The organism is Porphyromonas sp. KLE 1280 (assembly GCF_000700805.1).
GTDB lineage: Bacteria > Bacteroidota > Bacteroidia > Bacteroidales > Porphyromonadaceae > Porphyromonas > Porphyromonas pasteri.
The window spans coordinates 46,965-61,157 of record NZ_KL362967.1 but is presented as its reverse complement, the minus strand read 5'-3'; the positions used below and the strand labels follow the sequence as shown (position 1 = coordinate 61,157).

Below are 14,193 nucleotides of genomic sequence, written 5' to 3'. Positions count from 1 at the left end.
ATGCAGCGCAAAGAGTACCTTCAGGCCTTCATCGCCCATACCAACCGCAACATCTTCCTCACGGGGAAGGCCGGCACAGGGAAGACAACCCTACTACATTATATCAAGGAGCACACCTACAAGAGCTGCGTCATCGCCGCTCCCACGGGTATCGCCGCCCTCAATGCAGGCGGTACGACCCTCCACTCCCTCCTACAGCTCCCTATCGGCGCCTTCATCCCCGACTCCATGGCTCAGCTTCCATCGACGCCCAACCAGCTACTGGTCACGCCACGGGACTTCCGCCGACACATCCATCTGCAGGAGCGTAAGATCCGCCTCCTCCGAGCCCTCGAGCTGCTGGTCATCGACGAGGTGAGTATGCTCCGTGCCGACACGCTCGACCTCATCGACCTCCTCCTGCGTAGCGTCCGTAGAAGCCCGCTACCCTTCGGCGGTGTGCAGGTGCTCTTCATCGGTGACCTGATGCAGCTCCCGCCCGTGGTCAAGCCGCAGGAGTGGGACGTACTGCGCCAGTACTACCCCAGCCTCTTCTTCTTCCACGCACACGTCCTGCAGAAGTATCCCCCGCTCTATATCGAGCTCACGCACGTCTACCGCCAGCAGGATGCCGGCTTCATCGACCTCCTGAACCACCTGCGCTACAGCGCCCTCACCCCCGAGGATATGCAGTGGCTCCGTGGACGTATCAACCCCGCCTTCGACCCCATCAAGAGCGAGGGCTACGTGACGCTGACGACGCACAACGCCCGTGCTGACGAGATCAACCGCAAGGCTCTCGAGGCCCTCCCTGGCGCATATCAAGACTATCACGCCAGCATCGCAGGGGACTTCCCCGACCACCTCTACCCCATCGAGCCTATGCTCCGACTGAAGGTCGGCGCGCGTGTCATGCTCATCAAGAACGACCTCCAGCAGCCCCGCCGCTTCTACAATGGTATGCTCGCTACCGTCGAGGAGATGACCGAGAAGAAGCTCATCGTGCGGCTGGAGAATGGCGAACTCCTCGACGTACCCGCCTACAGCTGGGAGAATGCTCGCTACCGTCTCAACGAGGACACGGGCGACACCGAGCCCGACATCCAGGGCGTCTTCAAGCACTTCCCTATCCGCCTGGCGTGGGCGATCACGATACATAAGAGTCAGGGACTGACCTTCGACCGTGCTGCCATCGACCTTGAGGCCGTCTTTGCTTCGGGGCAAGCCTATGTAGCACTCTCCCGTCTGAGAAGCCCCGAAGGCCTTGTCCTCCTCTCGCCCTTAGGCTCCGACACGCTCTCCGTACCGCCCGAGATCACAGGCTATGAAGCCACCCGAGCCAGCGACGAGGAGCTACGTCAGTGCCTCACCGCCGATAAGCTCAACTATTGGCTCCAGCAGGCTGTCCAAGCCTTCAGCTGGAGCGACGTCACCGACCTCTACCGCCAGCACGCCTACAGCTACCGCATGGAGAGCGAGCGTAGCCAGAAGAGCCGCTTCGGGGACTGGGCGCATGAGCAGGCTTTCAAGGTCGACGAGCTCCGTCAAGTAGCCGACCGCTTCGTCCAGCAGCTCCACAGCCTCTTCGCCGAAGGGGAATCTGCCCTACCCGCCATCGCTGAGCGCACCCGTAAGGCCTTCGCCTACTTCCTCCCCCGCTGGACAGAGGTCTTCGTGAGCCTGCTCGAGACCCAGCGTGATGCCCGTGGTATGAAGAAGGTGAAGGAGTTCATCGCCGAGCTTGACCTCCTCTACGCTGAGACCGTACGCCTGATGCGCGGCCTCATACGCATCGAGAGCTGTACACAGGCGCTCGCTACGGGCGAGCCGCTCCATCGCGACGATCTCCAGATAGACGAGCGCCTCGGCAAGTGGCTCCAGGCAGCAAAGGCCGAGGTCAAGACGCCCTACATCGTACCCGACAGCGGCACGCCTTCCCCCAAGACCAAGAGCAAGAAGAAGACCGCCGAGCGAGAGCCCCGTGTGAGTACGCAGGAGCAGACGTGCCACCTCATCCGCGAAGGGAAGACCGTACTCGAGGTAGCAAGCATCCGTAAGCTCAGCGTCGGCACGATCTACGGGCATATCACGCAGCTTCTCGAGAAGGGACTCCTCACGGAGCAAGAAGCAGGGATCGACAGCCGTCAGCTCGATGAGCTCGCACCGCTCTTCGCCAAGATGGGTGATGAGGCGGGGCTGAAGTACATCCACGAAGCCCTCAAGGGACGTCTCGACTACTACGAACTGCGCCTCTACCTCACCGCCTTCCGACTGTATCGGCCCCGCCGATAGAGGTAAGTCGGAGTCCATTAGGACAATACACCTTTTTCATTATCTTTGATAGGCGCTACACCTGACACTAATAAGGCGCTCAGATAAGATATGAAGCAGTTCAGCCAATTAGCCATCCGCATCTTCCAGGAAGCTATCCAAGCCTACGAGCTACGAGGCAGCGTGGACACACCCTGCACAGGCAATCCCTACCCCGAGCACACGATCGAGCATGACCTCTTCCGCAAGAACTGGATCGACAACGCCCAGTGGTGCCTCGAGGACATCATCCGTGACCCCGAGATCGACCCCGTCGAAGCGCTGAAGATCAAGCGCCGTATCGACCGCAGCAACCAAGAGCGCACCGACCTCGTGGAGCTCATCGACAGCTTCTTCTATACCCACTTTGCAGATGTGAAGCCCCTCCCCGATGCCAAGATCAACACCGAGAGCCCCGCTTGGGCTATCGACCGTCTCTCCATCCTCGCGCTGAAGATCTACAATATGAACAAGGCCGTCCAGCAGGCTGGCTCCGACGAAGCACTCCGTGAGAAGTGCGCTTCCAAGCTCCGCACCCTGCGCGAGCAAGAGGTCGACCTCACGACGGCTATCAACGAGCTCCTCGAGGACATCGCCGCTGGCCGTAAGTACATGAAGGTCTACAAGCAGATGAAGATGTACAACGACCCCGAGCTCAACCCCATGCTCAAGGGTCAGACCTTGTAGTCTCACCACTCCTACTCGCTATCTGTGGCCCGCTACCTCATCATCCGCCTCTCCGCCATGGGCGACGTGGCGATGCTCATCCCCCTGCTCTACGCCGTAGCACGTGCCAACGAGCAGCATGAGTTCATCCTGCTCACCCAGCCGTTCTTCACGGAGCTCCTCCTCGATGCCCCCGACAATGTCGAGGGGATGGCTATCGACATCCGTCGTGGCGAGGAGCGCAGCTTCCTCGGACTGCTGCGCTATGCTCGGCGCCTCAGGCATGAGCACTTCGATGCGGTACTGGACCTGCACGACGTACTGCGCAGCAAGGTACTCCGCTCGATCCTCCGACTGACGGGCGTACCCACGCAGCACCTCATCAAGCCCCGTGAGGGGCGACGCCGCCTCGTCGCCGACAGCGCGACGAAGGATCTCACGCCGCTGCCGCCGATGTGGAGCCTCTATCAGCAGGTCTTCCGCTCGGCGGGGCTGAGTGTCCCCGAGGCCATCCCTCCAGTGGCCATACACCCCACCCTCCGTGCGACCTTCGAGCGGCTCCACCCCGAGCTGACTCAGTCTGTGCCAGGACGCCTGCGTCTCGGCATAGCTCCCTTCGCCTCGACACGGGCGAAGACCTACGACCCCGCTCTGATGCAGGAGGCGCTCCGCCTCATCGAGGAGAGCGAGCGCTTCGAGATCTTCCTCTTCGGAAGCCGTGGCAAGGAGCAAGCTCAGATAGAGCAGTGGGCAGCCGACCGCACGCACATCCACTCCGTCGCTGGGAAGCTTGACCTCTCGGACGAGCTCATCCTCATCGCTTCGATGGACGCTATGATCTCGATGGACAGCGCAAATATGCACCTGGCGTCTATGGTCGGCACGCGTGTCTTCTCCGTCTGGTGCTGCACGCATCCCGCAGCTGGATTCCTCGGTATCGGCCAGCGCCTGGAGGATTGTCTACAGCCCGAGGATGCTCCTCGCCGTCCATGTAGTATCTTTGGGGACAATAAGCACTGCCACACGGGGCCCGACTTTGCTTGCTCAAGGGCACTTCGCCCCGAGCGTATCCTCGAGGCAGTCCTCACTCTCAGCGAAGGCGCAGCTTCATAGCGCCACCCTTTTCCCGCCCTTTCTCCACGAATGAAACTACGTATCAATAAGCTGATCAGCGACGCTGGCCTGGGCTCTCGACGTGATGTCGAGGAGTATATCCGCCTCGGTCGCGTCAAGATCAATGGGCGTCGCGCCCAGCTCTCCGACCTTGTCTCGGAGACCGATGTTGTCTTCTTCGACGAAGTAGACCTCCCTGTCAAGGAGCTTATCCAAGAGCATGCCGCCGAGGAGAAGCTCCAGACCAAGCTCAAGAAGGATAGCGAGCGCCCTCGTACCCGCGACCGCCGCAGCGAGCGCGCCGAGAGCCAGCGTATCCTCTCCGCTCCGAAGAGCGCTGCTCTGCGCAAGACGAGCAAGAACAACCCCGAGAACAAGCGCGCCCACAAGGCTCGCACTGAAGGCTGGGGCGACGAAGAAGAAGTCTTCGACGAACGCCTCCTCCGCCACCACAATAGTGGCCGCCGTGGCAGTGCACGCAATGCCCGCCCCACTCGCTCTGAGCAGCGTGGCCGTGGTGGCAAGCGCCGCTCTTTCGACGAAGAGTAGTCCGCACGGCGTGCGGGCTTCACCTCTTCACGCTCTTATCCCCACACATCTTTATGCACGTATATATTGTACGCCACACGTCTGTCGTCCTTGACGGCAATGAGACGTGCTACGGCGATATGGACATCGACGTACGCCCCACCTTCGAGGAGGAGGCCAGCCTCACACGCGCCGCACTCGAAGGCCTTAGCTTCGACGGCGTCTTCTCCTCTCCCCTACAGCGCGCCCGCAAGCTCGCCGACTTCTGTGGCTACGGCTTCGCCACCCTTGACGACCGCCTGAAGGAGATGAACTTCGGTGATTGGGAGGGTCAGCCTTGGGCCGAGATCATCAAGGACGAGCCTGTGGATCAGTTCTTCGCCCGCTACATCGAGGGCGTCCCCCCTGGCGGTGAGTCGCTGATGATGCAGTATGCTCGCGTGCGGGACTTCTTCCTCGAGAAGCGTCGTGAGGGCTATAAACAGATCCTCGTCTTCTGCCACGGGGGCGTCATCAACTGCGCCCGTGCGATCACCGGTGAGGTACGCCTCGTCGATGCCTTCACTACCCTCCCCGGCTTTGGCTCCGTCACACGCCTCGACTTCACCCATCTCGAGGACTAATCGACATCACGAAGGACGCGGAGCGAACAATTATGCCCTGTATCTTGTAGTTATATAAGCAGGGATCCCGTGGGCACGTATACCCGACGGGGCTTCCCCACTGAAGACAAGACGCAAGACCCGCTATTTACGATTATCACTTCTACATAAACAAGACAATGAAATTCTCTGAAAGAATGCAGTCTGCTATCAATGAGCAGATCAACTTCGAGATGTTCTCTGCGAACACCTACCTCTCTATGTCCGCTTACTTCGCTCAGCAGGGCCTCGACGGCTTCGCTCACTGGTACTATATGCAGTACAAGGAGGAGCTGGCTCACGCCGAAGATATGATGCACTACGTCATCACGCGCGGTGGCAAGGTCGAGATCAAGGCTGTCGCTGCAGTAGAGACGGAGTTCAACTCTCCCCTGGAGATCGCAGAAAAGGCTTACCACCACGAATGCCTCGTCTCCGAGAAGATTGAAAACCTCGTGCGCATCGCTTCTGAAGAGAAGGATATGCCTTCGCAGGACTTCTTCTGGAAGTACATCCGCGAGCAGGTCGAAGAAGAAGCTAACGCTACGAACCTCATCGACCGCGTTCGCATGGCTAAGGATGCCGCTATCCTCTTCCTCGACAAGGAGCTCGCTGCACGCCAGTAATCCCTTCGTCCCCCCCAACGACGAGCCGCCAAGTCTCCCACTGGGTACTTGGCGGCTCGTCTGCTTTATACAGCGACCGCTCAGAGGGGCAAAAAGCTCCCCGATATGCCTCTCCGAAGTGGCTACGCAAGCCCTTCGCGTTATCACACGTATTACTCTTATCCAGAGGAGGAAAAAGTGTTCTTCTCGTGAAGAAAAAGTGCCTTCACGTAGTGGTTTTTCTCTATCTACGCACGTGGTCTTAAAGACTACGTACGCAAATCCTAAAGACCACGTACGTAGATATTAGAGCCACGTACGTAGTCCAAACTTATCTGCCACTCGTCCGCAACTTTTATCCCTACGTAGAGCAACAACCTAAGTATAGGTCACTTCACAAAGCTGTATAGGGATCAGTCCAAAGCTATATAGCTTTACCCACGTACCCATATACCTATGTAGGGGACCCCAGCGAGAAGGCCTACCCGTCCCTCTGTACTAAGGCTATTTCGCCTATATTTGCAGCCATGAAAAAGATATTACGCTCTCTTATCCTCCTCGCTTGCCTCGGGGTCAGCCAGCGCGCCACTGCGCAGAATGAAGACCGCGTACACTCCGCCACCGTCGTCGAGCTCGGCCTACATAGCCGCTTAGCCTACCACCAAGCCCTACCACTGGGACTGGTGGCGAGCGCACACGTCGGCTACGAGCTCCACACCAACCCCGTCGGCTTCCTCGACAAGGAGAATAGTGCTCCCCTCGAGTACACCTTCCCGATGCTTCTCCCCACGGCGGGCATTGAGCTTCGCTGGTACACAGGGCGTGAGAAGAGCCAAGAGGAAATCAATAGCGGGCTCTATGTCGTGGCAGGTGGTGACGTGCAGACGCGTACCGCAGGCGTCGTCTTCAACCGCCTCTACCGCGGACCGTGGCACTATCGCTACGGAGCAAAGGCAGGCCTCGGCCTTGTGTCCGTCCTCGGCGATGTCATCTACACCAAGATCGAGATCGGCGGACGCTATAGCAGCCCCTTCCTCGGGAGCCAAGGCAGCGAGTACTTTGCGCCCTACGGAGACATCGGCATCGGCATCAAGCTGTAGGCGGCTGAGGGAGGGCTTGATATGAAAGCGCTACCTTTGATCGTTTGGCTTATATAGAGTAGCACGATCATTATGAAAGCAAATAAGATCCTCCTTGGCTTAGCACTAAGCCTCTCCGCCCTGACTGCTTGCAGTAGTGGACAGAGCGAGCAGTCCGCGCAGGATAGCACCGCCCAGCCCTCCACCAGCGTCGTCGCCAACCCCGACAGCCTCCCCTACCATATCGCGAAGAACTACTTCGCTGCCGAAGACTCGCTCCCTGCGACGCTCACAAGCGAAGAGGAGCTAAATCGTCACCTCGGCATGGCTACGACTATGGCGGACAAGCCCACCGAGATCGACTGGCAGCGTGAGTTCGTCATCCCCGTCGTCCTCCCCGCTACGACGATCTCCACGGAGATCCTCCCCGTACGCCTCAAGAAGGACGCTGAGGGCAACCTCGTCCTCACCTACAAGGTGCAGCGTGGCGAAGACATGAAGACCGCTGAGATACGCCCCTTCACCGCGATCATCGTATCGCGTGACTTCCTCGCACCTGTACGTCTCGAGGAAGCCAACTAACCTCCTTATTCCCTATTAAATAGGGCATGCGCAGCCCCGCTCCCGAGCCTTCGGGAGCGGGGCTGCGTGCATCTATACAGCCGGCTTTCGGAGGGGCAGTCGCAGAGTGCATGAAAAAAGACAGTGACAGTGGGGGATAAGTACGTGACTTTTTCGTACATTTGCGCTGACTTTTGCGGGGGTAGTGCATCGCTTGATGTCCACTTTGCTGGGTCACAAGTCATGTGCTATGCACCAGCAGAAGCACTCGTGTGTAATTCATAGTAAGTTTAACAAATGGAAAATTTGAAAGAGATCAAGCCCATCGCGGACTTCAACTGGGATGAGTTTGAGAAGGGAGAGGTAGCGTGCTCTGCTTCTCGTCAGGAGCAGGAAGCCGCTTATGATGGCACCCTGAACAACGTTAAGGATCAGGAGATCGTCATCGGTACGGTTACCAAGATTGGTAAGCGCGAAGTACTCGTCAACATCGGCTTCAAGAGCGAAGGTGCGATCAACTCAGCTGAGTTCCGCTACAACCCTGAGCTCCAGGTAGGCGACAAGGTCGAGGTCTTCATCGAATCACAGGAAGACAAGAAGGGACAGCTCGTCCTCTCACACCGTCAGGCACGCGTCGCTCGCTCATGGGATCGTATCAACGAAGCCCTCGAGAAGGACGAAGTGGTACGCGGCTACGTCAAGTGCCGCACGAAGGGTGGTATGATCGTCGATATCTTCGGTATTGAGGCCTTCCTCCCCGGCTCACAGATCGACGTCCGTCCTATCCGCGACTACGATGCTTATGTCGACAAGACCATGGAGTTCAAGATCGTCAAGATCAACCAGGACTTCAAGAACGTCGTCGTATCGCATAAGGTCCTCATCGAAGCTGAACTCGAAGCTCAGAAGGCTGAGATCATCAGCAAGCTTGAGAAGGGTCAGGTCCTCGAAGGGGTCGTCAAGAACATCACCTCTTACGGTGCCTTCATCGACCTCGGTGGTATCGATGGTCTCGTCCACATCACCGACCTCTCTTGGGGCCGTGTATCTCACCCCAGCGAAGTTGTTAGCCTCGACCAGAAGCTCAACGTCGTTATCCTCGAGTTCGACGAAGCTAAGAAGCGCATCGCTCTTGGTATCAAGCAGCTCCAGCCACATCCCTGGGATAGCCTCGACGCTAACCTCAAGGTGGGCGACAAGATCAAGGGTAAGGTCGTTGTCCTCGCTGACTACGGTGCATTCATCGAAGTTGCTCCTGGCGTAGAAGGTCTCGTCCACATCTCTGAAATGTCTTGGACGCAGCACGTCCGCTCGGCTCAGGAACTCCTGAAGGTCGGCGACGAAGTCGAAGCTGTCATCCTCTCGCTCGACCGCGAAGAGCGTAAGATGAGCCTCGGTCTCAAGCAGCTCAAGGAAGATCCATGGGAAAACATCGACAAGCGCTTCCCCATCGGCTCTCGCCACACGGCTAAGGTCCGCAACTTCACCAACTTCGGTGTCTTCGTAGAGATCGAAGAAGGTATCGATGGTCTTGTACACATCTCCGACCTCTCTTGGACGAAGAAGATCAAGCACCCCAACGAGTTCACGGAAGTCGGTGCTCCTCTGGAGATCGTCGTCCTCGAAATCGACAAGGAAAACCGTCGTCTCTCTCTCGGCCACAAGCAGCTTGAAGAGAACCCCTGGAACGCCTTCGAAGCTGACTACCGCGTAGGTACGATCCACGAAGGTACGATCCGCGAATTCGTAGAGAAGGGCGCTGTCATCTCTCTCCCCGAAGGTATCGAAGCATTCGCTACGCCTAAGCACCTGGTCAAGGCCGATGGAACGCAGGCTGTCAAGGGCGAAACGCTCCCCTTCAAGGTCATCGAATTCAACAAGGATTCTCGCCGCATCATCGTCTCTCACAGCCGCACCTTCGAAGACGAAGCTAAGGCTGAAGCTCGTGCAAGCGAGCGTGCAGAGCGCGCTGAGCGTCAGGCTCGCCACCAGGATGCTGCCGCTGCCGTCGCTGCTACCAACGCTGCTACGGAGAAGGCTACCCTCGGTGACCTCGATGCACTGGCTGCCCTCAAGGAAAAGCTCTCCTAAGAGACGCTTCGCATAGCCTACCCATGAGGTAGGTGCAAAACAACGGACGCCCCGTCTTCCACTGTGGAAGGCGGGGCGTCTTCTTTATATCGCTGGGCGCTTAGGCCTATCGCTTCTGAGGCGCAGTGCGCTTGCGGGAGATATGGGCAGTGCCACACTCAGCAACCTTGTCATAGCTCAGGCGAGCAAAGACGGGATAGTGGTCGGAGGGAGCGCGACGCACGTGCTTCTTCAGGCGCACCTCGGCGGGGGCTTGGCTGCTCCCCTCTTCGGTGGCGTCCTCACGCTCCGTCCAGTAGCTATCGGTACGCACGGCATAGCGCAAGACACGGTAGTCAGGTGAGACGAAGATATGGTCGATACGGCTCGGCGTCTTCAGCTCGGTGTCGAAGGCATTGAACGTCCCGTTGGGTGCCAGCTTACGCTCGGCGATAGCATACGAATCCCGAAGGAGGGCTGTCGAGGTCAGTAGGCCATAGACCTCATCGGTCTGGTCGACATTGAAGTCACCCGTGAGGATGTGAGAGGCACCCACCGGCACGAGACTGCAGATACGGCTCATGACGAGGCGTGCGGACTCCATACGCGCCCGACGCCCGACGTGGTCGAGGTGGAGGTTGAAGAAGTACAGACGCTGATGGCTGCGCAGGTCTTCAAATTCGCCCCACGTACAGATACGGATGCAGGCAGCATCCCAGCCGAGGGCGGGGCGGTCGGGCGTCTCGCTGAGCCAGAAGTTACCCGAGCGGATCTTCTTCAAGCGGCCCTTGTGGTAGAAGATGGCGGAGTACTCGCCTTCCTCACGCCCATCATCACGGGCGACACCGATGTAGTCATATTTGGGGAGCCCTTTCAGAAGGTCGTGGATCTGCCCGACCTTCGCCTCCTGTGTGCCGAAGATATCGGGGCTTTCGTAGGAGAGGATTTCGCAGATGACGGGGCAGCGCTGGCTCCAGCCATTGCCCTGCTTGGCATCGGATTCATTCTGGTAGCGGACGTTGTACGTGCCGACGAGAAGCTCTTGGGCCTGCACGCCGAGGACGGCAACAAGGCTAAGAGCGAGGGTGAATAGTCGCTTCATGCTGATGGATTCATGTATTCAGTGTGTATCTATACAAATATACGCCATTCACCAAGACAGCCCTGCGCCTCGCTCCTCCGATGCGAGAGTGGAGGTAAGCTATGCAGGGAGCTGTGACGACCTATATTGGTCGCTGAGTCGACCTATATAGGTCCACGTCACGACCAATATAGGTTCGCACACGAACCAATAGTGGTTCACCCGCTGACCTATATAGGTCGAAATAGAAGAGCTATATAAGTTTGCCCTACACCCCAAGTAAGTCACTGAAATATAGCGAGCTAATCGGAGTGCCTTTACCCTGCCCTGCCTCACGCCACCAGCGAGGTACGAGCAGGCGTAACTCTCCGAGCGAGGAAGTCGTACCTCCCGCCCCTCCTCACCCCACCCCACAGAAGCGCGCGGGATGGGCTAAAGTCTGGATAACCACGAGAATAGTCGTACCTTTGCGCCCAAGAATAGATAACTGATGTCGACAACACCTCATCCCTCCCCCCTCATCCCATCGGCGGCACGTGCCGGCCTGACCTTCGGGCTCATCCTCGTCGTGATGTACACCGCCCGCATACTGAGCTTACAGGTACCCCTCCTGCAGATTCTCTACTTCTTCGGGGTCATCATCGTGCCCATCGTGGCCTATCGTGGTGCCCGAGCTTATCGAGATTACTTCTACCCCACGGGGCCCTTCAAGGCTGGCCAAGGCTTCAGCTACGTCGTCCTCCTACACGTCTTCGGCGGTATCTTGGCCTTCATCCCTCAGTACTTCTACTTCCGCTATGCGATGCCTGCGCTCCTGGCGGCTTGGGAAGAAGCCCTGCGCACAACGCCAGGGGCGACCGCTCAGATGCATGAGATGATCCTGCAGATGCAGGGTATCACCCTCTGGCAGTGGCTCTGGACGGACTATTGCCTGACGATCATCCTGGGCGGGATCTGGGGCCTCATCACGGGGCTCATCCTACGTCGCAAATAAGATAGATACATGGACATCTCTGTCGTAATACCCCTATATAACGAAGCCGAATCCCTGCCCGAGCTCGAGGCATGGATCCGACGCGTGATGGAGGAGCATGGCTTCTCCTACGAGATCATCTTCATCAACGATGGTAGCACGGACGACTCCTGGCGCATCATCCAAGAGCTTCGCGAGAAGAACCCCCATGTGCGGGGCGTGAAGTTCCGCCGCAACTATGGGAAGTCCCCCGGTCTGCAATGCGGCTTCGCCCGTACCCAAGGCGACGTGGTCATCACGATGGACGCTGACCTGCAGGACAGCCCCGACGAGATCCCTGGCCTCTACCACATGGTGAAGGAGGAGGGCTACGATCTGGTCAGCGGCTGGAAGCAGAAGCGCTACGACCCCGTCCTCAGCAAGAACCTACCCTCCAAGCTCTTCAACGCTACGGCGCGCAAGCTCTCGGGCATCGACAACCTGCACGACTTCAACTGTGGGCTCAAGGCCTATCGCTCCGAGGTCGTCAAGAGCATCGAGATCTACAACGATATGCACCGCTACATCCCCTATATGGCGAAGGTGGCGGGCTTCTCACGCATCGGCGAGAAGGTCGTACAGCATCAGGCACGTAAGTATGGCACGAGTAAGTTCGGCCTCAACCGCTTTGTCAACGGCTACCTCGACCTCATCACGCTGTGGTTCACCTCGACCTTCGGCCGCAAGCCCATGCACTTCTTCGGGCTCGGCGGGAGCCTGATGTTCATCATCGGCTTCCTCGCGCTAGCCGTCGTCCTGTGCAGTAAGCTCTTCCACATCTGGACGGGCACGCCTGCACCGCTCGTCACGGACCGCCCCTACTTCTTCATCGCACTCACGGCGATGGTCATCGGGACGCAGCTCTTCCTCTCGGGCTTTGTCGCAGAGCTGCTGGCACGTCAGTCGCAGGACCGCAACGACTACAAGATCGACGAAGAAATCTAACTCCACATACACACACGCTATGCACCACCTACGCCACGTAGCGCTGGCTGCTGCCCTTCTCCTCGGCTTCGGCTCGTGCCAGCAGTCTGGGGGCGGTAGCGAAGGCGACTACACCAAGCTCACGGGGGAGGTCTTCACGACGACCTTCTCCATCCAGTACAATGCCCAGAAGGACTATTCGGAGGCCGTCGACTCGACCTTCCATGCCTTCAGCCACTCGCTCAATCCCTTCGACTCCACGAGCCTCATCTCAGCGATCAACCGCAATGAGTCGCAGCTCATGGACTCGATGCTGCGCGAGGTCTTCCTGCAGTCCGTCGTCATCTCGCGCCACACGGGTGGGAGCTATGATGTGACCTGCGCCCCACTCATCAACCTCTGGGGCTTCGGCTTCGAGAAGAAGAAGACCGACAGCGTCACCCCCGAAGCTATCGACAGCGTCCGCACCTTCGTGGGCTTCGACAAGGTCCACCTCGACGGCATGCGTATGATCAAGGAGGATCCCCGCATGAAGATGGACTTCTCCTCCATCTCCAAGGGCTACTGCTCCGACCTCGTGGCACGCATGCTCAAGCGCCGTGGCGTGACGAGCTACCTCGTCGAGCTCGGCGGGGAGATTGCCTTCGAGGGCACCAACTCACGAGGTGAGAACTGGGTCATCGGCGTCGACAAGCCCATCGCAGACCCTGCGGGCGTCATCAATGACTTCCAGGTGCGCGTACAACTCCCCCGTACTGCTGGCGGGCTAGCGACCTCGGGCAACTACCGCAACTTCAAGGTCGTGAATGGCAAGAAGATCGCCCACACCATCGACCCACACACGGGCTATCCCATCCAGACGGATGTGCTGAGTGCCACGATCATCGCCCCCACGTGTATGCTCGCTGATGGGCTGGCGACCGCCTGCATGACCCGCACGGCAGCCGACGTCCCCGCACTGATACAGAACTTCCCTGGGGTCGAATACATGCTCATCCTCGGCGATGAGAAGACGGGCTTCCGCACGGTGATGTCCCCCGGCTTTGAGCGCCTCATCCTCCCCGACTAATTCACTACTCACTAATAATACAATTCAATATGGAAAAGAAAGAGAAGAAAGTGATCATTGGCCTTTGGGGGCCTGGAGGGAAAGGTAAGTCGACAACACTCAACCTTTTGATAGAGCTCCTTGGTGGGACAAGAAGGAAGGGGGATCAGCGCGTTCGTCTTACTTATAGGGAGAAGAAAATAGCCATAACAACCTATGGTGATGATAAGTGGCAGCTTCAGAGAAATGTCGATTTCTTCAATGAGGAGAGTTGCGATATTTATGTTACGGCAACTAGAACCAGTGGAGGCTCAGTAGTAGAATTAGAAAAGTTTGAAAAGAAGATCGGTGCGGAGATTATTTGGATCAGTAAAAGTTCTTCTACTTCATATCAGGAGTTGATCAATGAGAGACAAGCTGAAACTATTAAAGATGTCCTTGATTCAGTAATTGATGAATGGGAGTAATCGTAGGATAACGATTATCCCTCTGACTAAGGGATAAGCAGAAGCTCGCCCGTGGACTCCTTGAGTGAAGTCCACGGGCGAGCTCTTTATTTTCCTTTGGTTAGTGCCT

At 57.9% G+C, this 14,193-nt stretch carries 14 protein-coding genes; 13 read left to right on the top strand and 1 reads right to left on the bottom strand.

Going from position 1 to position 14,193, the window contains the following annotated elements:
- The 9 genes from HMPREF1121_RS08375 (at position 1) to rpsA (ending at position 9,573) form a co-directional block, all read left to right on the top strand.
- Positions 1 to 2,271 (top strand): helix-turn-helix domain-containing protein, encoded by a 2,271-nt coding sequence (locus HMPREF1121_RS08375; protein WP_044115804.1) that lies wholly within the window; start codon positions 1 to 3, stop codon positions 2,269 to 2,271.
- A gap of 90 nt (positions 2,272 to 2,361) precedes the next feature.
- Positions 2,362 to 2,976, top strand: coding sequence for a DUF4254 domain-containing protein (locus HMPREF1121_RS08370; RefSeq protein ID WP_009433385.1), 615 nt, complete (start codon positions 2,362 to 2,364; stop codon positions 2,974 to 2,976).
- 24 nt (positions 2,977 to 3,000) lie between these two features.
- A complete protein-coding gene (locus HMPREF1121_RS08365) occupies positions 3,001 to 4,068 on the top strand; it encodes a glycosyltransferase family 9 protein (RefSeq protein ID WP_044115803.1) in 1,068 nt (355 codons plus the stop codon).
- A 30-nt stretch (positions 4,069 to 4,098) separates the two neighbouring features.
- The gene (locus HMPREF1121_RS08360) at positions 4,099 to 4,617 is read left to right on the top strand and encodes a S4 domain-containing protein (RefSeq protein WP_044115802.1); all 519 of its coding nucleotides are present in this window, start codon (positions 4,099 to 4,101) and stop codon (positions 4,615 to 4,617) included.
- A 53-nt stretch (positions 4,618 to 4,670) separates the two neighbouring features.
- Positions 4,671 to 5,219 carry an alpha-ribazole phosphatase family protein gene (gene cobC, locus HMPREF1121_RS08355; protein ID WP_044115801.1) on the top strand — a complete coding sequence of 183 codons (549 nt, stop codon included), beginning with the start codon at positions 4,671 to 4,673 and terminating at the stop codon, positions 5,217 to 5,219.
- Between the two features lie 158 nt (positions 5,220 to 5,377).
- Positions 5,378 to 5,863 carry a ferritin gene (locus tag HMPREF1121_RS08350; protein ID WP_044115800.1) on the top strand — a complete coding sequence of 162 codons (486 nt, stop codon included), beginning with the start codon at positions 5,378 to 5,380 and terminating at the stop codon, positions 5,861 to 5,863.
- Positions 5,864 to 6,369: 506 nt separating this feature from the next.
- On the top strand, positions 6,370 to 6,942 hold the full coding sequence (locus tag HMPREF1121_RS08345; protein WP_044115799.1) for a hypothetical protein: 573 nt from the start codon (positions 6,370 to 6,372) through the stop codon (positions 6,940 to 6,942).
- Positions 6,943 to 7,014: 72 nt separating this feature from the next.
- Positions 7,015 to 7,503 carry a hypothetical protein gene (locus tag HMPREF1121_RS08340; RefSeq protein WP_052353663.1) on the top strand — a complete coding sequence of 163 codons (489 nt, stop codon included), beginning with the start codon at positions 7,015 to 7,017 and terminating at the stop codon, positions 7,501 to 7,503.
- A 276-nt stretch (positions 7,504 to 7,779) separates the two neighbouring features.
- Complete coding sequence (gene rpsA, locus HMPREF1121_RS08335) at positions 7,780 to 9,573, top strand: 30S ribosomal protein S1 (protein WP_044115798.1); 1,794 nt, start codon at positions 7,780 to 7,782, stop codon at positions 9,571 to 9,573.
- Between the two features lie 106 nt (positions 9,574 to 9,679).
- Here rpsA and HMPREF1121_RS08330 read toward each other — a convergent pair whose 3' ends face one another.
- Positions 9,680 to 10,654 (bottom strand): endonuclease/exonuclease/phosphatase family protein, encoded by a 975-nt coding sequence (locus HMPREF1121_RS08330; RefSeq protein ID WP_044115797.1) that lies wholly within the window; start codon positions 10,652 to 10,654, stop codon positions 9,680 to 9,682.
- A 469-nt stretch (positions 10,655 to 11,123) separates the two neighbouring features.
- Between HMPREF1121_RS08330 and HMPREF1121_RS08325 the strand changes: the two genes are divergently transcribed.
- Genes HMPREF1121_RS08325 through HMPREF1121_RS08310 form a run of 4 tightly spaced genes read left to right on the top strand, consistent with a single transcriptional unit; the run spans position 11,124 to position 14,084 of the window.
- The gene (locus HMPREF1121_RS08325; RefSeq protein WP_044115796.1) at positions 11,124 to 11,627 is read left to right on the top strand and encodes a DUF4199 domain-containing protein; all 504 of its coding nucleotides are present in this window, start codon (positions 11,124 to 11,126) and stop codon (positions 11,625 to 11,627) included.
- Positions 11,628 to 11,636: 9 nt separating this feature from the next.
- On the top strand, positions 11,637 to 12,590 hold the full coding sequence (locus tag HMPREF1121_RS08320) for a glycosyltransferase family 2 protein (protein WP_044115795.1): 954 nt from the start codon (positions 11,637 to 11,639) through the stop codon (positions 12,588 to 12,590).
- Positions 12,591 to 12,609: 19 nt separating this feature from the next.
- Complete coding sequence (locus HMPREF1121_RS08315; protein ID WP_044115794.1) at positions 12,610 to 13,638, top strand: FAD:protein FMN transferase; 1,029 nt, start codon at positions 12,610 to 12,612, stop codon at positions 13,636 to 13,638.
- 29 nt (positions 13,639 to 13,667) lie between these two features.
- Complete coding sequence (locus tag HMPREF1121_RS08310; RefSeq protein WP_044115793.1) at positions 13,668 to 14,084, top strand: hypothetical protein; 417 nt, start codon at positions 13,668 to 13,670, stop codon at positions 14,082 to 14,084.
- The last annotated feature ends 109 nt before the right edge of the window (positions 14,085 to 14,193 follow it).